The organism is Acinetobacter sp. NIPH 817 (genome assembly GCF_000368405.1).
GTDB lineage: Bacteria > Pseudomonadota > Gammaproteobacteria > Pseudomonadales > Moraxellaceae > Acinetobacter.
Genome location: NZ_KB849418.1, coordinates 62,533 through 79,528, shown reverse-complemented (window position 1 = coordinate 79,528; position 16,996 = coordinate 62,533). Strand labels below are relative to the sequence as shown.

Here is a 16,996-nt window from a genome sequence, read left to right as displayed (position 1 = left end):
ATTAACGCTGATCTAATGGCACCCAATCAATGACCCAAGCCGATTTCATATTTAAACTTGAATCAGAAGTAATTTTCTTACGGGCCGCATCTGCTGTATCACGGTCTTTCGCAGGTCCGACCATAATACGGATTCCCTTGCTAGTTTGGCTCGTAGTTACCTTGTAGCCTTTAGCTCGTAATTTAGAAACAACTGCATCTGCATTTGCTTGGTTAGCAGCCAATGCAACTTGCACCATCCACTTTTTATCACCATTTTCCAGCAATTCACGCGCTTTTTCAGCCTCAGCTTTTTTATCAGCTTCTGCTTTACGTTTAGCATCAGAGGCTTTTTTATCAGCTTCTGCTTGTCGTTTGGCTTCAGCTGCTTTCTTATCGGCTTCGGCTTGGCGTTTTGCTTCAGCAGCTTTCTTATCAGCTTCTGCCTGACGTTTTGCTTCAGTTGCTTTCTTATCAGCTTCTGCTTGGCGCTTTGCTTCAGTTGCTTTCTTATCAGCTTCTGCCTGACGTTTTGCTTCAGCTGCTTTCTTATCAGCTTCCGCTTGGCGTTTTGCTTCAGCTGCTTTTTTGTCTGCATCTATTTTTGAAGTATCAGTTGTTTTATTTGCCACATTAGTTTGCTGGTTTTTAGCTTTCGCCTCACCCACTAACTCTGGTGGAATATTATCTGAACTTTCTTGAGCAGCTGTACGACGTGCATTAATCGCAGCGTACTCTGCTGCGGCTTTACGAGCAGCATCAGCTTCTGCTTGCTGTTGCATTGCTAAAAACTCAGCTGCACGTGCTTCTTGCTCAGCAACCGCTTTTTCACGCGAACGGCGCTGTTCTTCTAACAAACGCTTTTCTGTTTCAACATCAACCGCTAGAGGCTGTAGTTGTACCATTTGTCCTTCGGTTGCTTGCTTTGGCTTAGTTTGAGTTTTTGGCGATGTGGATGCGGGTGGCTGAACTTCAACCTGTTTTATTTCCTCATTTCCTTTTAGAAGTAATGCTGCCAATAAAACACCACCTCCCAGTAAAACAACACCACCCATCCAGCGTTGTTTGTTATTCATTGACATTCTTCCAAATACTCCCAAATCGCTTCTAAAGTATGAAACGAACCACAGGCCAAAATCAGCTGATTGTTATTTGTTTGCTCAAGCGCTGATTTAAAAGCCTCTTTGATATTGCCATATTGTTGTACTGTCTGGCCTTGCAAGGCATCATTGAGTTGCTGAATCGGTGCAGCACGCGGCACATTCAACTCAGCAATTTTCCAATGTAAAACAGTAGGTTTCAATAAATCGACTACTGATTTTATATCTTTATCTGCCAGCATTGAAAATACTGCGACAACTTCTGTGTACTGTTTATTGTATTCTAAGAAATTTCGCAATTGCTTTAACAAAAATTCAACACCATGTGGATTGTGTCCGGCATCAAAAATTACCGTTTTCCCCTGCACTTGACGCTGCTCAAAACGTCCTGCTAAACGTGCAGATTGAATACCTTTTTCTAATGCTGACTGAGAGATTTCAAGTCCGCTATTTAAAATAGCGGCAACCGCTCCCGCAATATTTTCAATGGCTAAATGACCTAAGGGAAGCTTTAAAGTAGTTCCTTCAGAGGCAAAGTACCAGTTTTGTCCATCATCGGCGAGTTTATAAAAATAATCACGATTAACGGTATATAAGTCTGCTTGGGTACTTTCTGCTTTATCTTTGATTGCTTGAGGTAGAATTTGTTCACCGGCAAAGACAACCGGAATGTTTGGACGAATAATGCCTGCTTTTTCAAAAGCAATTTTTTCGATAGTATCGCCCAACCAGTCAGTATGATCTAGGCCAATATTAGTAATAACTGCAACGTCGGGATCAATTACATTGACGACATCTAAGCGCCCGCCCAAACCAACTTCAAGCACCCATACATCACATTGCTGTTGTTTAAAAATGACAAAAGCAGCCAAAGTGGTTGCTTCAAAAAAAGATAAGCTTAAATCACAATCGCGACGAGCCTGATCGACTTGAACAAAAGCATCAATCAGACTTTGATCATCGACTTCAACTCCACCTAATTTGACTCGCTCATTAAAGCGATAGATATGCGGTGACTGATATAACCCAACTTTATAACCCTGTGCGTTTAATATCGCGGCCAGTGTGGTTGTAGTTGAGCCTTTACCATTCGTTCCGGCTACTGTAAAAACTTTAGCAGTAGGCTGAGTTACACCCAGCTTTTCTGCAACAGGAATTACACGTTCCAGACCAAGATCTATCCCTGTAACGTGAACATGGCTCCAATAATTGAGCCATGTATCTAAAGAGTCTATTGAAAGTGGAGCTTGTTGGTTCAAGGTAAGTTCATCAATTTCGATACAAGTCGAGATACAGTATCACGTAAAGCGTGACGATGAACAATCTGATCGATTACACCATGATCAAGCAAATATTCAGCACGTTGGAACGGTTCTTCTAGCGTTTCACGTACAGTCTGCTCAATTACACGTTTACCAGCAAAGCCAATCATCGCTTTAGGTTCAGCAATATGAATATCACCCAACATTGCTAAAGAAGCTGTTACACCACCATATACAGGATGTGTTAACACCACGATATAAGGTAAACCTGCATCTTTTAACTTTTGGATCGCCGCTGAAGTACGTGCCATTTGCATAAGAGACAGCATGCCTTCTTGCATACGTGCACCACCAGAAGCTGCGAAACAGATCAATGGTTGACGTTTTTCAATAGCAAGTTCAGCAGCCTGAACAAAACGGTCGCCTACAACTGTACCCATAGAGCCGCCCATAAAGTCGAACTCAAAAGCACATGCAATCATATCTACGCCATTTAAATTACCTTGCATGGCAATTAAGGCTTCCGTTTCACCAGTTTTGGTTTGCGCTTCACGCATACGATCTGGATATGGCTTGGTATCGACAAACTTTAACGGATCTTTCGCGCTAAATTCTTGCCCTAATTCTACTACTACATTGTCGAAGAACCAGTTCAAACGATCACGAGCTTTCATACGTAAGTGTTCATCACACTGCGGACAAACATACGCATTGAAAGAGATTGCTGTACGTGTCACTAGAGCATGACATTCAGGGCATTCAATCGTTGGCTCAGTAAATGTTGCTTTGAGAATTTGTTGCTCATTTGCGACTTCAATACCTGGAACCGGACGTTTTGTCCATGGTGTCGAAGGGCTAAGAACTTTCCCTGATTTCACTTCTTGATTCATACTAACTCATCGAGCGCTGCTCGAAGCTCCTTGACTTTATTCACCGTCTGTTCAACAGCGTCATCCGCTGCCAACGTTGCAAAATTTTTAACGAAAGCACTACCTACAATCACCGCATCAGCAACACTACCCATTGCTTTTGCTGAAGCAGCATCACTAATACCAAAACCAACACCTACTGGAATATCAGTGGCATTTTTGATTTTTTGAATACGTGCAGCAGCTTCTGCCGTATCTAGTGTTGCGGCTCCTGTTACACCCTTAAGTGAAACATAGTAGATAAATCCACTTGCCTGATTTGCCACATGCTGAATGCGTTGGTCTGTAGAAGTTGGTGCGAGCAAGAAGATTTGATCCATGTCATGTTGCTTCAACACAGCACCAAAATCTTTTGACTCTTCTGGCGGTAAATCCACCAGTAATAAGCCATCTACACCACACTCTTTCGCATGAGAAACAAACTTCTCGTAACCAATCACTTCAACCGGATTCAGATAACCCATTAAAACAACAGGTGTATCATGATCCTGTTCACGGAACTCCTTTACCATATGAAGAGCATCTAATGTGTTAGTCCCTGCTGCAAGCGCACGTTCAGCTGCAAGCGCAATTACTGGACCATCGGCCATTGGATCTGAAAATGGTAAACCAAGCTCAATGACATCTACTCCTGCTGCAACCATTTTATGCAGTAACGGAACTGTTACTTGCGGTTGTGGATCACCCGCCATGACATAAGATACAAGCGCTTTACGTTGTTGGGACTTAAGCTTTTCAAAACGAGTGGCAAGACGTGACATAGGGTTGTGCTTTCCTTGAATTATTTAAAATTGAGGAGTTGTTTGTAGAAATACAAGAACATCGCATTTTAACGCTATTTTTTGTCCATTGAACAGGTCTAACGTTATGGCGATATTCGATTGTATGATTCATACAACCCATGGCGTACATTTATCAATATTTTGAAACTTTTCTCAATGATCAAAGCTTCCTATTTTCGGGCCATTATTAGATCGTCATCCAAATAGAAAATCGCCACAGAAAGGCTATTTTATTGCATTTTTATTTGTTAGCTGTAATTGTCTTTTTCTTGCTAATAGGGTTTGTCCTGTCAAATTTTTATGGGCACGTGCAAGTGCTGACTGGTCCGAATATCCCAATTGTTCAGCAATTAAAGTGAGGCTGGCATTTTGGTTAAGTAATATCTCACAGCGCTTCATACGCTCTGCATCTAAAATTAATTTAAATGAAGTGTTTAATGACTGTAGTTGGCGCTGCAAGCTTCGTGCTGAAATATTCAACTCGATGGCAATATCTTCTATTTTAGGGGCCTGCTGCCTTTGCTTAAAATACTCATGGACGATCCAATGTATTTGCTGAGCTAAATCTGTATGTATTTTACGCTGAGCTAATGCTTCTTCTGCCTGTTTCACTAAAAGTTGCATTAAGGTTGGGTCTGCATGCTGAGGACGAATACTTAGTCCCTCACTTGCAAAAGTTAATGCATAGTAAGGTTTTTCAAATGATAATTTGCATTGAAAGAAACGCTGATAGTGCACTAACGGACCACGTGCACGGTGCACGAACTCAACTTGTTGCAAGAGAAAATCATGTAGTGGGGCGATCTGTTTAGCAAGCTGTACCATCGCGGCCAAAGTCAATTCACAAAGTATGATATTGCTGTCATCAACCAACGGCCAATACAAACGAATTTTTGAAGCATCTTGCTCAATTTGCATAGGTACCACTTGCTCACCGTCAATCACCAGACGATGAAACTTCATAATATATTCAAGAACCTCTGCAAAACTGCCACTTCGGGATGCCATATAGCCCAATACACCAAAATTAGCAGGTGTAATGCAAGTGGCCATTTCCAAAGCTAAATTGGAAACTTGTAGTTGAGATTCTGTTAGCTCTAAAAGCTCAAGAAAAAAATTTAAAGATGATTGAGAATCAATAGACGAAGCTAAAATATTTTGAACTTGTCGGGCCTGAACATCCGTCAGATTTAATGCCTGCCAATCCATTTCCCTTTCTTTTAAGTAAGTATTCCAAAGGTAAAAATACCCATTTGAAATCGTAAAATCCTGCATGGCTCATCCTTTTTTTAATGCCATCTTGTCGCAAACTGTATAAAAATTGGCAATAACTGTCAAAACAAAGCCGACCAGCCGCGACATACTAGTGAACAAGTTAGATGCGAGAAATAAAATATGAACGCACATGTTTCTTATCAAGTCGAGCCAGTGGTTCGTAAAGATCTAGATTTTCACTTAAACGAAGCGCCTCGCTTTTGGTTTAATAATGATCCTTTTTTGACTCGTATGTTTGATGCACTCAGCTTAACCTTTCCAGATGGAGAGCGTTATTTTATCGAATGCGTTCGTATGTTCCGTGACAAAATTGATGATCCAGAACTACAAAAACGAGTTGTGGACTTTATTAAACAAGAAGCTCAACACGGTATTGCTCATGACAAAATGAATCAGCTCATGAAAGAACAAGGTATGCCGGTTGACCAATTCACAGCTACCCTGAAAAGAATTTTTCGTTTTGAACTCACCAAACGCTCACCGCAATACAATATTGCAATGACAGCAGCAGCTGAACATTTAACTGCCCTAATGGCAGAAACGTTTTATAGCAATAAAAAAACTTTGGAAAATGCTCACCCATATGTTCGAGCACTGTTTGCTTGGCATGCCATTGAAGAAATGGAGCACCGTGATGTTGCTTTTGATGTCATGAAACAAGTGGGTGAGGTTCCTGAGTCGACTCGTCGTTTTGTATTGGTTCTTACGACAGTATTGATGTTTGGTTTTACGCTCTATCGCACTAACATCATGTTGAAATGTGATGGTTTTAGTTCTAGAGAACGTCTCTTAATGAGCCTTAAAGGCTTACCTTGGTTCTTTGGTAAAAATGGCACATTAACCGCTATGAAAAGCCAATATTTAGATTGGTTTAAAAAAGATTTCCACCCAAGTCAGCATCCGGTCATTCGTCAATATTCAGTCTGGATTGAAACACTCGAAAAAACGAATGATCCTATTGCAGCTGGTGAAGCATTTTGGCAAGCAGGTTTATAACCTGCTTGTTACCATTTTGCATAATGTTGTTCTAGTAAACCATATTGCTCATTGCAATTGATTATATCGGTTGCCTCATGCTCAATCGTGCCGCTAATTTTAGCTTGCCACTGATTGAACTGGCTTCCAATCATTCTTAAATTAATATTTTCGTATCGGCACCAACCAATATGGACCTGTAGATTAAGTTTTTGATCTAGAGAGCTAATTTGCCAAAGCTCATCATTTACTTTTTCAAATAAAATATCAGTCAGCGGAAATAAAACGCCGTTAATCCATAAGCAGTTTTCATTACCAAAGCTTTCATTAACACCTGAAGCCAAATTTAAACCAATACGCCGCCCTTGCTCATCCCAGAAATTACATGAAAGCCAGAACCAAGCTGTTTCAGGTCGCAAAAAACCACAAGTATCATCTAGCGATGCAAAAGTCTTTTCATCAAATTGTACGATTTGGTTTTGTTTATTAATAAACATCCCCTCTACAGCAAGCGTGGTCTGCTTTTGAGTATAGGTCCAACCATTGATACCTGTCGGCGTACATAAACTTAATATGTCTGTTCCAGCACAAAAAATTCGAGCGCTAAGTTGAATCTCAGCATATTTCGTGACTCGAATGTACCGCACGCCATTGGCATGCTGAATATCAAACTGATAAGGCGATTTAGAAAAATAGCTTTGATTAAACAATGGCTGTTCATCAAGATAGGTTTTATGCCCCAAAGGCTGAATTGCATTCCACTCAATGACCTGCTGAGTTTCATGATCATAAATATAGAAAAAACCGTGCCCAACCCAGCCAATATCTGCAATGGCCAGACCGATACTATAGTGTTTATGTTGAATGCCGCAGAATTTGAATTTTTTATATTTTAATTGCTTACGCCAGCCTTTTAAGACCTTACCATACGGCGTTTTATAAATATAATGTTGTACATGAATGGTGGACGGTACAGATTCAAAACGCCCATAACGAGGCTGCCCATTTTCTTGAATTAAATCCATTTACCCACTTCCATATGAATATTAGATTTCAAATGACCTATACCACGGTCAAATACGTATTTTCCCAAGTTGCTGCAGCAAAATCGCCTTTTATTAAATGAATATAGCGCCCTGCTACACAATCTATTGCTAAGCAGTCATCAATATCAATAACTCGATCTGTATGTGCTTTTTGCCACTGCTGATCTATAAATTGTTTACCTAATTGTTTGGCAATGACCGCATTGGGTGCAACCACAAACTCATAACGATGAAGCTCACCGAATTCACGCGCATCATATCCACCCAAATTAATTAAATATAATTTTAAATCATCTGGTTGTGGAGCAGCATCTGTAAAATGAATTTGATAATTTTGCCCTTGATAGCTAACTCCTGAGAGCTTGGCCCAAGCATCGATATGCAACCCTTGAGCCTCACCAAACCAAGCCTGTTTAAGTTGAGGATAAACTTCTTCCAAAGTATCCCCTACAGCCATGACAACATCATGAACTTCTGTATTAGCGCGGGCATGGCGTCCGCCCAACATCACCATAAACAAGCTTGGCATTATAGTTCTCTTACATCTCGACCATTTCTACGCCATCAATGCGTGCAACAGTCATTAAATCTTTATCACCACGGCCTGAAACAGTCGCAATAATAATCTGATCTTTAGACATTGTTGGCGCAAGCTTAGAGACATAAGCCATCGCATGTGAGCTTTCAAGTGCAGGAATAATCCCTTCGATTTTGGTTAAATCACGGAAACCTTGCAAAGCTTCTGTATCATTAATCGGCACGTATTCTACGCGCTTCATATCTTTCAAGAAGCTATGTTCAGGACCAACACCCGGATAGTCAAGACCTGCTGAGATACTATGTGTCTCAATAATCTGACCTTGTTCATCACTCATCAAGTAAGTACGGTTACCATGCAATACACCCACATGACCTGCATTTAACGGCGCAGAATGCTTACCAGTTTCAATACCAAAACCAGCAGCTTCAACACCATACATTTTCACGTTGGCATCGTTTAGGAACGGATAGAACAAGCCCATTGCATTTGAACCACCACCAACACATGCAACCAATGCATCTGGTAAGCGACCTGCTTGTTCCAAGATCTGTTTACGTGCTTCACGGCCAATAATCGACTGGAAGTCACGAACGAGTTGAGGGTATGGATGTGGGCCAGCAACTGTACCAATGACATAGTAAGTCGTATCAACATTGGTTACCCAGTCACGCATCGCTTCGTTCATGGCATCTTTCAGCGTTTTAGAACCACTTTGTACAGGTACAACAGTCGCTCCCAATAAACGCATACGATAAACGTTCATGGCTTGGCGCTTAACATCTTCAGCACCCATATAAACAACACATTCAAGACCTAAACGTGCTGCAATCGTTGCTGTTGCTACGCCATGTTGCCCTGCACCAGTCTCCGCAATAATACGTTTTTTACCAGAAAGCTTTGCCAATAACGCCTGACCAATCGTGTTATTTACCTTATGTGAGCCTGTGTGGTTCAAGTCTTCACGTTTAAGATAAATTTGCGCACCACCTAACTCTTTTGACCATCGCTCAGCATAATAAAGTGGACTAGGACGACCTACATAGTAGGCGAGATCGCGGTCGAATTCTGCCAGAAACTGTTCATCATTTTTCATGCGGGAATAGAGATTTTCTAAATCTTCTAATGCCGCCATTAAAGTTTCTGACACAAAACGTCCGCCATGGATACCAAAATGCCCTGCAGCATCTGGGTACTGTGTATAGTCAATCACATTGTTTTGCTGATCCACGTTGGACTCCTTGCATAAATCGTTCAATGAGTTGTTGGTCTTTTATACCTTTTGCGGACTCTACGCCTCCGCTCACATCTACTGCAAAAGCACCGGTAGTATGAATAGCGTCAATGACATTGTCAGGGGTTAAACCACCTGCCAAGATTAAAGGAATATCAAGTTTTGGAAATTTAGACCAGTCAAACTGATGCCCTGTGCCCCCTTTAAGCTCAGGATGCCACGCATCAAGCAATACAGCACTGGCACCAGCCATCTGATATTTTTGAATTTCAGCAATTACATCTAAATCAGGTTTAACCTGAATCGCTTTATACCAGCGACGCTTACAATGGCGAGCTATTTCCTGACATTGTTCAGGAGTTTCATCGCCATGTAGTTGTAATACATCTAGGGGAACACAATCAAGTACATCGTGAATTTCAGTAGCACTTGCATTAACAAACAAACCAACCATTTGTACATAAGGTGGAATTACTTTTGCTAATTCTTGAACCTGCGCAACTGTTACGTGTCTTGGACTTGGCGGAAAAAAAACAAAACCTATCGCATCTGCTCCAGCAGCAACAACTGCCTGAACATCTTCAAAGCGAGTAATTCCACAGATTTTTGCTCGTGTACGTTTTTGGTTTGATGGGCTCATGATCTGCCTAAACTACAACCATTTCTTAAAATAAACGCCATTGTAATGCAATTTTTGCCCCTTGCGTAAAAGTTCTCTGGGAATTGGGCTAAATGACATTGTATGAAATAAATCGTCACTTTATACTGCGTAAAATTGGAAGCAAGTGTAAGCAATTAATGCTTTAGGGAAGCTGGTGAAAGTCCGGCACTGCCCCCGCAACGGTAACAATGTAAAGCATATTTTTTAAGTCGATATCGACTTACACCACTGCAGTAATGTGGGAAGGTGAATATGTCCATAAATTAAATATGGCGCTGAAGTCCGGAGACCTACTTGTTTCATCTATCTACCCGATCATTCACGTGGGGTGAATGTATGGAGCATGTTATGTCTAAGACTTTTCAACCTACTCGTCTGGTAGGGGCTATCGCTATTGCGATGGGGTTTTCACCTGTTATTTTTGCTGAAGATACAACGAACGCAACTCAACTTGATCCAATTGTAGTGACTGCTTCAAAAAGTGCTGAAAAAGCGAGTGAAGTTCCAGCGCGTATTTCAGTAATTTCTAAAGAAGAAATTGAAAAAAATCCTGCTTTAAATTTATCTGATGTATTACAAAAAGATGCATCTATTTATGTAAAACAATCAGGGGGAATTGGCCAGCTTGCAGACTTATCTTTACGCGGTGGTCGAACTGGACATACTCTATTGCTTAAAGATGGTGCACGTATCAATAGCCAGAATGGATTAGGTCCTATTACACCAGAATTCATGGATCTGACAGATGTAGACCAAATTGAGATTTTGAAAGGACCTGCTTCTGTACAATATGGTAGTGATGCGATTAGTGGTGCTATTCAACTGATCAGTAATACCCCTAAAAAAAATAATGCCTTTGTCACCGGTATATATGGAGAAGATAATACTTATAAAGCTATTGTAGGTGCTGATATTGTTTCACCACAAGGTTTCTATGCTCAAATACGTGGACAGAGACTAGAAACTGATGGAACCTCTATTTTGGATATTCAGGATGATAAGGAAAAAGCACCTTATGATCAAAAAGGATATAGTACAAAAATTGGATATGATAATGAGGTATTCAAAACAAGTTTAGCCATCAGTCAAAATAAAGGAACAAATAACTATACTAGTGATTACTACCACAACACTTCACAAAAAGAATTTGAAAATCAGCTCATCAATTGGTTAGCAAGTTACAATATTAATCCAAACCTTGCTTTAAATGCCCGATATTCAAACACTAAAAATAACCAGACTTATTTAGGAGATCCTGATTCCCATTACAATGCTAAGGCGAATGAAGGGGATATCAATGCTAAGTGGAATTTTACTACTACTCAAAATTTACTTGCTGGTATAGATACTAATCGTAGTGAATACAGCTCAGCTTCATTCATTGGCAATAAAGAAAAATTAGATACCACCGGATATTACATCCAACATCAATACAATAGTGATGGTATTCATACTCAAGCTGGGGTTCGAGTAGAAGATAACGATTGGTTCGGCACTCATACAGTTGGTCAGGTTGCAGCACGTTATCAAATAGCACCTCTTACAAGTATTTATGCAAATATGGGAACAGCATTTAAAGCCCCAACCCTTGAACAGTTATATGGCTATTATTATCAACTCAATTTTCAAGGCAATCCTAATTTAAAACCTGAAGAAAGTACGGCATATGAAGTTGGTGTTGACCAAAAATTAGCTTATGGACTCTCTGTTTATATGTCTGCATATTACACAGATATCAAAAATCTTATTAGCTTTGGCAAGATAGATGATAAGAGTACTTACGTAAATTTAAATAAAGCACGTATAACAGGTGGAGAAACAGGACTCAAATGGAAGCTGAATGAATATTTCTCAAATATTGAATATTCATATATTAAAAGCCGCGCTACGGATAACTTAACAGGTCAGAGTTATGATGTTGCTTATCGCCCTCATCAAACTATAACATTCACAGCAGGTTATGATGATGGAGTCTATGGTGTAAATGCATCATTAACCGCACGTTCAAAAGCTAATGCGGACAATACAATAAACTCAGTTAAAGTTCCGGGTTACGCAACTGTTGATTTAAACGCTTTTTGGAATCTCAACCCAAACGTAAAACTATTTACCAATATTCAGAACATTGGTGATGTCCGTAATAAGACAGTATACAATGCCCAATCTTCATTCTCTCCAGAATACTGGTATATCAATGGTGGTCGCCAAGCTTCTGTTGGGGTCACTTTCCGTTATTAATTTTTCATTCTAATTATAAAAATATTTTCTTAACTCCAGTTTCGGGGTAATGTTCTGACCGACATTATCCCCTTTTTTATGTTCAGGATATCCATCATGGGACACCGTTTAAGCAAAATCTATACACGCACAGGCGACTCAGGTACAACAGGTTTAGGCGATGGCTCTCGTGTTGCCAAAGATGATTTAAGGGTTGCAGCGCTTGGTGATGTCGATGAACTGAATGCCATCATTGGGGTTTTACGGGCTCAAATTACAGCCAGTCAAGTGACCAACAAAACTGAGTGGGACAAAAGCCTGAGCCTGATTCAGCATTGGTTATTTGACTTAGGTGGCGAGGTTTGTATTCCGAACTACAATTTACTTCAGCCTATTTGTATTGAGTTTCTTGAAAAAGAAATTGACCGTATGAATGAAGACTTGCCTATGCTTAAAGAATTTATTCTACCTTCTGGCTCTTTAGCGTGTAGCTATGCTCATCAGGCCCGTGCCGTTTGCCGTCGTGCAGAACGTTCCCTCATGTCTGTACAAGCACGTGATCAAAATATTCAGACAACTGCCCTACAGCTAATTAACCGGTTATCTGATTGGCTATTTGTTGCATCTCGAGCTTTACAACGGGCTGAAGGTGGACAAGAAGTGCTTTGGCAAAAAAATATTAATGAGATTATTTAAAAATAGATTAGATTAAACATGGTCTCTGCTCTTTTTAAAGAGGCCATCATTAAAAATAGTTGATAGAAGAAAATTATGCGCATTATTGGTCATCGTGGTGCACGCAAAGAAGCTCCTGAAAATACACTAGGCGGTTTTCAGCACATAAAAAATTTAGGTATTCGTGGTGTCGAATTTGATATTCGTCAACTTCAAGATCAAGAGTTGGTCGTAATCCATGATGATAATTTTTTACGTACAGCTGGAGTCAACCAAATTGTTGAGCAATCCACTTTGGCTCAAGCACTGTCATTTGATCATCGTCAAAACTGGCCTGACTGGCCAAATTCAGAGCCAACACCCACTCTCACAGGCGTTTTAAACCTGCTTGATAACTTCGATCATATTGAAGTGGAAGTGAAAGCTGTAAGAGACATGGTTTTAGCAGAAAAAATTGTTCAAAAGCTTGAGACTGAATTACAAGGTTTTGAGAAAGTCGTCACCATCACAAGTTTTGATCTTCAGATTCTAACTGCCTTACGCGATATAAACTCTCAATTCAAACGTGGATTGTTAGTCGAACTTCCAGTTGGAGCAACAGCAATTGAACTCGCACATCAATATGGTTGTTGTCATATTGGCTGGCACGATCAACTCGCAACAGATGAAATGATTCAGCTTTCACAACAGGCCAACTTAAATATTAGTGTCTGGACAGTGAATGATGTCGAAAGAGCAAAAAGGCTTAGGGATTTAGATGTACAAGGGCTAATTACAGATATTCCAACCACGATGTTACAAGCACTATAAATATAAAAAAGGTGGTAAAACCACCTTTTATTTCTTTTGCGCCTGAATAAGGCGTTGTCCACTCTGATCAAGCAGATATAGCGTATTACCTACGAGTTGGAAGCGTTGAATACGTTGCAAAGCATCCACTAGCTCTGCCTCTTGGGCCAAAGCACCATCACAGCTTAAATGTCCTGCATTTACCTGCATGTCAAGTTTTTGCTGACTAAAATCAAATGTATAACGACCAAAAACTGCGTTACATCCAGTATGGCCTGATACTGTTTTGATAGCAGAATTTAAAGAAAGAGTTGGCCACTGTGTAAAGAATTTTGCCTTATGACCACTGATCTGAGTAATCTGCCAATCAATATCTTGAATGCCATCAGCACTCACTCTCTTTTTTACAACAGGCGATTGAACATGATGAACTGTTTTTTTTGTTTGGACTTTTTTTGTATTTTGATCGGGTGCACTTTGACATGCGGCTAATACAAGACTGATTGTGACCAAGATACACTTCAATGATAATTTCCTTGCAATATCAATGCTGTTCTTTTTTTTCAATCGTTGTACGTTCATTAAACAACTTCTCCTACTTGAAAAACTCTGTGACATAGTTTAATTCTGTTACCGTTCTTTCAATACATCTGTACAATAATGCTAGTGATTCTCACTAAGCACGTGCTAATATGAAGGATAGAATAGCAATATATCTTGATGATTGGTTTTGCTATGTCGTTTTGTCTTTGTACCTTGTCTGACAAGGATTCTAGGAGCGCTGCCGGATATGACTTCCGCCCCACTCAAAGCCCCAATTAACTGGACCGCTAGCATTACCTTAATTGGTTTACCAATTCTTGCCGCAATCATAATCCCGATTTACGCGTATTATTATGATTTTAGTGTAAGCGCATGGGTAAGCTTATTTTTTCTTTTAGCTCTAAGTAGTATGGGGATTACTGCTGGTTATCACCGCCTGTGGGCTCACCGAGCTTACGAAGCGTCGTTACCGCTTAAAATTCTTTTAATGATCGGTGGAACTTTTGCCGTACAAAATAGTATTTTGTTCTGGGCATCTGGTCACCGTACTCACCACAGACATGTTGATCATGTCGATGAAGATCCATATTCAATTGAGCGTGGTTTTTGGTATGCCCATATGGGTTGGATGATCCGCGATCATTCGCCATCTGAGCCAGACTTTAAAAATGCACCTGACTTGCTCAATGATAAATTGGTTATGTTCCAGCATAAATACTACGGTTTACTCGTAGTTGCAGTTCATGTTGGAATTTTAGGTTTAATTGGTTGGGCAACTGGCGATTTATGGGGTGTAGTCCTCATAGGTGGTCTCTTACGCTTAATCATTAGCCATCAAGTGACTTTCTTTATTAACTCACTTTGTCATATGTTCGGTAAACGTCCTTATACAGACGAAAACTCGGCACGTGATAATTTCTGGTTAGCTATCGCCACTTGGGGCGAGGGTTACCACAACTATCATCATATCTTCCAATACGATTATCGTAACGGTGTGAAATGGTGGCAATATGACCCAACAAAATGGTTGATATGGTCTTGTTCTAAACTCGGTTTAGCTAAAAATTTACGTCGTATTCCAAGCTTTAATATTAAAAAAGCAGAACTAGCGATGAAGTTTAAATATGCCGAGCAAGATCTTGCTATCTATGGTCATGATGTAAATGCTGACATTAGTCAAATGAAACAACGTATTGCACAAGAATACGAAGCATTTACCCATACTTTAAATGATTGGGCAAAACTTAAAGAACAAGAGTTACAAGCGAAAAAAGCAGCAATGGCTGAAAAGATTCATAGAATGGATCACAAGCTTAAAGTTGATTTTCAATTGCTTGAACACCGTTTAAGTCATCACCGTGAATGCTTAGAAACACTTATGCGTAGTGTTAAAAAGAATACCAACGTGGTGTCAGACTAAAATAAATTCTGATCAAAAATAGCTCTTTCGGGAGCTATTTTTATGCCTGCTTTTTAACTATGGTATAGTGAAATCCGCTCTCTCTATTTTGCCAAGCCCATGCAATTTAATCCGCTCTACCCTTCACTTCCTTCTAAATTATTCCATATTCAGCAGCCATCTCCTTTGCGTGGTGCAAAAGCAGGCCATTTCAATGCCGCTTTGGCAGATGAACTGCAATGGTCAGAAGACGAAAAAAATGCATGGGTTGAAATCTGTAGCGGACAGCGTACTTTCACTGAATTCCCTTCTCTGGCGATGGTCTATGCTGGCCACCAATTTGGACAATGGGCAGGACAACTCGGTGATGGTCGTGGCTTACTGATTGCACAAATACTCAATACAAAGGGTCAAACCATCGACCTACATCTCAAAGGTGCAGGTCCTACCCCTTATTCAAGAATGGGAGATGGACGAGCCGTATTACGCTCTGTGGTTCGTGAATATTTAGCTGGGCATGCATTAAATGCTTTAGGCGTCGCTTCTAGTCACGCGGTAGGTTTTACGACCTCTACTCAAGGGGTACAGCGAGAAAAACTAGAGTTAGGCGCAATGCTGCTCAGAACATCTGAATGTCATATCCGTTTAGGACATTTTGAATGGATCAATCAATACGCTCCAGATTTACTGTCAGAATTCACTCAAAAATGTATTGAATGGCATTATCCTGAATGTCTAGAAACTGAGAATCCTATTTTATCCTTTGCTAAAAAAGTAATTGAGCGGACTGCAATCATGATTGCGAAATGGCAATTGGTTGGGTTTGCTCATGGCGTAATGAATACCGATAACTTAAATATTACAGGTTCAACACTCGATTTTGGTCCATATGGTTTTATGGAACGCTTCCGCCCAAACTGGATTAATAACCACTCAGATTATCAAGGTCGTTATACTTATCAAAATCAGCCAAGCATAGGCCATTGGAATTTATGGACGTGGTTAAACAACTTGATTCCACTTGCTGAACCTGAACAAAAGGATCAGTTCAAAGAAGAGTTAGCGCGTTGCTTAGAACAATTTGAACCGACTTTTATTGAACATTACACAACTGGTTTATGTCAAAAAATGGGACTTCCCCATTTTCATAAAGACAGTCTTGATTGTAGTTTTGCGTTTTTAAGAATCTTACAAACTGAACAACTCGATTACACTCAGAGCTTTATCCGACTTCAAAATAAAGAATATAAGACTCTACGAGATGATTGCCTTGATATTCGACAGTTTGATGAGTTTCTTAGTCAATATCAAAGTATTCGTGAACATCAAGATACCGATGAACTTGATGCAAACATGCAAAAAGCAAATCCGATTTATATATTACGTAATCACATGGCTCAGCGTGCTATTGAAGCAGCGGAAAGAGATGATTTTAGCGAAGTAGACCGTTTGTTTAAGCTGCTTGATCAGCCATATACAAGACAACCAGAGCTCGAACAGCCACAAGACTTAGGTCCGTTACCAAGTGACGTACCAGACGTAGCAGTCAGCTGTTCTTCTTAATACTTTAAAGACTAAATCTCTCTTAAGCCG

General features: G+C 40.1%; 16 protein-coding genes and 1 riboswitch. Of the genes, 6 read left to right on the top strand and 10 right to left on the bottom strand.

Annotated features, from left to right (window positions below; all coding sequences use genetic code 11):
* Nucleotide 1 precedes the first annotated feature (1 nt).
* From F968_RS00395 to F968_RS00375, 5 genes are all read right to left on the bottom strand, one after another.
* Nucleotides 2–1,060, bottom strand: a complete 1,059-nt coding sequence (locus F968_RS00395) for an SPOR domain-containing protein (protein ID WP_004789174.1) — start codon at nucleotides 1,058–1,060, stop codon at nucleotides 2–4.
* Entirely contained in the window at nucleotides 1,051–2,337 is a 1,287-nt protein-coding gene (gene folC / locus F968_RS00390; protein ID WP_004789173.1) for a bifunctional tetrahydrofolate synthase/dihydrofolate synthase, read from the bottom strand. Before folC ends, F968_RS00395 begins: the two co-directional genes overlap by 10 nt.
* Nucleotides 2,334–3,230: an acetyl-CoA carboxylase, carboxyltransferase subunit beta gene (accD, locus tag F968_RS00385; RefSeq protein WP_004789171.1), complete on the bottom strand. Its 897-nt coding sequence runs from the start codon at nucleotides 3,228–3,230 to the stop codon at nucleotides 2,334–2,336. Before accD ends, folC begins: the two co-directional genes overlap by 4 nt.
* Entirely contained in the window at nucleotides 3,227–4,030 is an 804-nt protein-coding gene (trpA, locus tag F968_RS00380; protein WP_004789166.1) for a tryptophan synthase subunit alpha, read from the bottom strand. Before trpA ends, accD begins: the two co-directional genes overlap by 4 nt.
* 246 nt (nucleotides 4,031–4,276) lie before the next feature.
* On the bottom strand, nucleotides 4,277–5,326 hold the full coding sequence (locus F968_RS00375) for an AraC family transcriptional regulator (RefSeq protein WP_004789164.1): 1,050 nt from the start codon (nucleotides 5,324–5,326) through the stop codon (nucleotides 4,277–4,279).
* A gap of 120 nt (nucleotides 5,327–5,446) precedes the next feature.
* Between F968_RS00375 and F968_RS00370 the strand changes: the two genes are divergently transcribed.
* Nucleotides 5,447–6,322: a metal-dependent hydrolase gene (locus tag F968_RS00370; RefSeq protein ID WP_004789161.1), complete on the top strand. Its 876-nt coding sequence runs from the start codon at nucleotides 5,447–5,449 to the stop codon at nucleotides 6,320–6,322.
* A gap of 8 nt (nucleotides 6,323–6,330) precedes the next feature.
* Here F968_RS00370 and F968_RS00365 read toward each other — a convergent pair whose 3' ends face one another.
* Genes F968_RS00365 through F968_RS00350 form a run of 4 tightly spaced genes read right to left on the bottom strand, consistent with a single transcriptional unit; the run spans nucleotide 6,331 to nucleotide 9,759 of the window.
* Nucleotides 6,331–7,326, bottom strand: coding sequence for a DUF2804 domain-containing protein (locus tag F968_RS00365; RefSeq protein WP_004789160.1), 996 nt, complete (start codon nucleotides 7,324–7,326; stop codon nucleotides 6,331–6,333).
* A gap of 37 nt (nucleotides 7,327–7,363) precedes the next feature.
* Nucleotides 7,364–7,876 (bottom strand): DUF1543 domain-containing protein, encoded by a 513-nt coding sequence (locus F968_RS00360; RefSeq protein ID WP_004789158.1) that lies wholly within the window; start codon nucleotides 7,874–7,876, stop codon nucleotides 7,364–7,366.
* Between the two features lie 10 nt (nucleotides 7,877–7,886).
* Nucleotides 7,887–9,116, bottom strand: coding sequence for a tryptophan synthase subunit beta (gene trpB, locus F968_RS00355; RefSeq protein ID WP_002116129.1), 1,230 nt, complete (start codon nucleotides 9,114–9,116; stop codon nucleotides 7,887–7,889).
* A complete protein-coding gene (locus tag F968_RS00350; RefSeq protein WP_004789156.1) occupies nucleotides 9,091–9,759 on the bottom strand; it encodes a phosphoribosylanthranilate isomerase in 669 nt (222 codons plus the stop codon). The genes trpB and F968_RS00350 overlap by 26 nt, the downstream gene beginning before the upstream one ends.
* Before the next feature lie 126 nt (nucleotides 9,760–9,885).
* Nucleotides 9,886–10,093, top strand: a riboswitch (cobalamin riboswitch).
* A 35-nt stretch (nucleotides 10,094–10,128) separates the two neighbouring features.
* On the opposite strand from F968_RS00350, the gene F968_RS00345 reads away from it, so the two are divergent.
* The 3 genes from F968_RS00345 to F968_RS00335 all read left to right on the top strand — a co-directional run bounded on the left by F968_RS00345 (nucleotide 10,129) and on the right by F968_RS00335 (nucleotide 13,482).
* Nucleotides 10,129–12,018, top strand: coding sequence for a TonB-dependent receptor plug domain-containing protein (locus tag F968_RS00345; RefSeq protein ID WP_004789154.1), 1,890 nt, complete (start codon nucleotides 10,129–10,131; stop codon nucleotides 12,016–12,018).
* Nucleotides 12,019–12,114: 96 nt separating this feature from the next.
* Complete coding sequence (locus tag F968_RS00340; RefSeq protein ID WP_004789151.1) at nucleotides 12,115–12,693, top strand: cob(I)yrinic acid a,c-diamide adenosyltransferase; 579 nt, start codon at nucleotides 12,115–12,117, stop codon at nucleotides 12,691–12,693.
* A gap of 75 nt (nucleotides 12,694–12,768) precedes the next feature.
* Nucleotides 12,769–13,482 (top strand): glycerophosphodiester phosphodiesterase, encoded by a 714-nt coding sequence (locus F968_RS00335; protein WP_004789148.1) that lies wholly within the window; start codon nucleotides 12,769–12,771, stop codon nucleotides 13,480–13,482.
* 27 nt (nucleotides 13,483–13,509) lie between these two features.
* On the opposite strand, the gene F968_RS00330 is transcribed toward F968_RS00335, so the two are convergent.
* Nucleotides 13,510–14,043 (bottom strand): META domain-containing protein, encoded by a 534-nt coding sequence (locus F968_RS00330; protein WP_004789146.1) that lies wholly within the window; start codon nucleotides 14,041–14,043, stop codon nucleotides 13,510–13,512.
* 208 nt (nucleotides 14,044–14,251) lie between these two features.
* On the opposite strand from F968_RS00330, the gene F968_RS00325 reads away from it, so the two are divergent.
* Both F968_RS00325 and F968_RS00320 read left to right on the top strand, forming a co-directional pair.
* On the top strand, nucleotides 14,252–15,424 hold the full coding sequence (locus F968_RS00325; protein ID WP_004789144.1) for an acyl-CoA desaturase: 1,173 nt from the start codon (nucleotides 14,252–14,254) through the stop codon (nucleotides 15,422–15,424).
* Nucleotides 15,425–15,523: 99 nt separating this feature from the next.
* Nucleotides 15,524–16,966, top strand: coding sequence for a protein adenylyltransferase SelO (locus F968_RS00320; RefSeq protein WP_004789142.1), 1,443 nt, complete (start codon nucleotides 15,524–15,526; stop codon nucleotides 16,964–16,966).
* Nucleotides 16,967–16,996: the final 30 nt, after the last annotated feature.

Bases quoted from the DNA above. Each gene is read 5' to 3' on its own strand.
- F968_RS00340 (WP_004789151.1), top strand. From the start codon at position 12,115: ATGGGACACCGTTTAAGCAAAATCTATACACGCACAGGCGACTCAGGT.
- trpA (WP_004789166.1), bottom strand. From the start codon at position 4,030: ATGTCACGTCTTGCCACTCGTTTTGAAAAGCTTAAGTCCCAACAACGT.
- F968_RS00365 (WP_004789160.1), bottom strand. From the start codon at position 7,326: ATGGATTTAATTCAAGAAAATGGGCAGCCTCGTTATGGGCGTTTTGAA.
- F968_RS00330 (WP_004789146.1), bottom strand. From the start codon at position 14,043: ATGAACGTACAACGATTGAAAAAAAAGAACAGCATTGATATTGCAAGG.
- F968_RS00345 (WP_004789154.1), top strand. From the start codon at position 10,129: ATGTCTAAGACTTTTCAACCTACTCGTCTGGTAGGGGCTATCGCTATT.
- F968_RS00320 (WP_004789142.1), top strand. From the start codon at position 15,524: ATGCAATTTAATCCGCTCTACCCTTCACTTCCTTCTAAATTATTCCAT.
- F968_RS00375 (WP_004789164.1), bottom strand. From the start codon at position 5,326: ATGCAGGATTTTACGATTTCAAATGGGTATTTTTACCTTTGGAATACT.
- F968_RS00350 (WP_004789156.1), bottom strand. From the start codon at position 9,759: ATGAGCCCATCAAACCAAAAACGTACACGAGCAAAAATCTGTGGAATT.
- F968_RS00360 (WP_004789158.1), bottom strand. From the start codon at position 7,876: ATGCCAAGCTTGTTTATGGTGATGTTGGGCGGACGCCATGCCCGCGCT.
- accD (WP_004789171.1), bottom strand. From the start codon at position 3,230: ATGAATCAAGAAGTGAAATCAGGGAAAGTTCTTAGCCCTTCGACACCA.
- F968_RS00395 (WP_004789174.1), bottom strand. From the start codon at position 1,060: ATGTCAATGAATAACAAACAACGCTGGATGGGTGGTGTTGTTTTACTG.
- F968_RS00335 (WP_004789148.1), top strand. From the start codon at position 12,769: ATGCGCATTATTGGTCATCGTGGTGCACGCAAAGAAGCTCCTGAAAAT.
- F968_RS00325 (WP_004789144.1), top strand. From the start codon at position 14,252: ATGACTTCCGCCCCACTCAAAGCCCCAATTAACTGGACCGCTAGCATT.
- F968_RS00370 (WP_004789161.1), top strand. From the start codon at position 5,447: ATGAACGCACATGTTTCTTATCAAGTCGAGCCAGTGGTTCGTAAAGAT.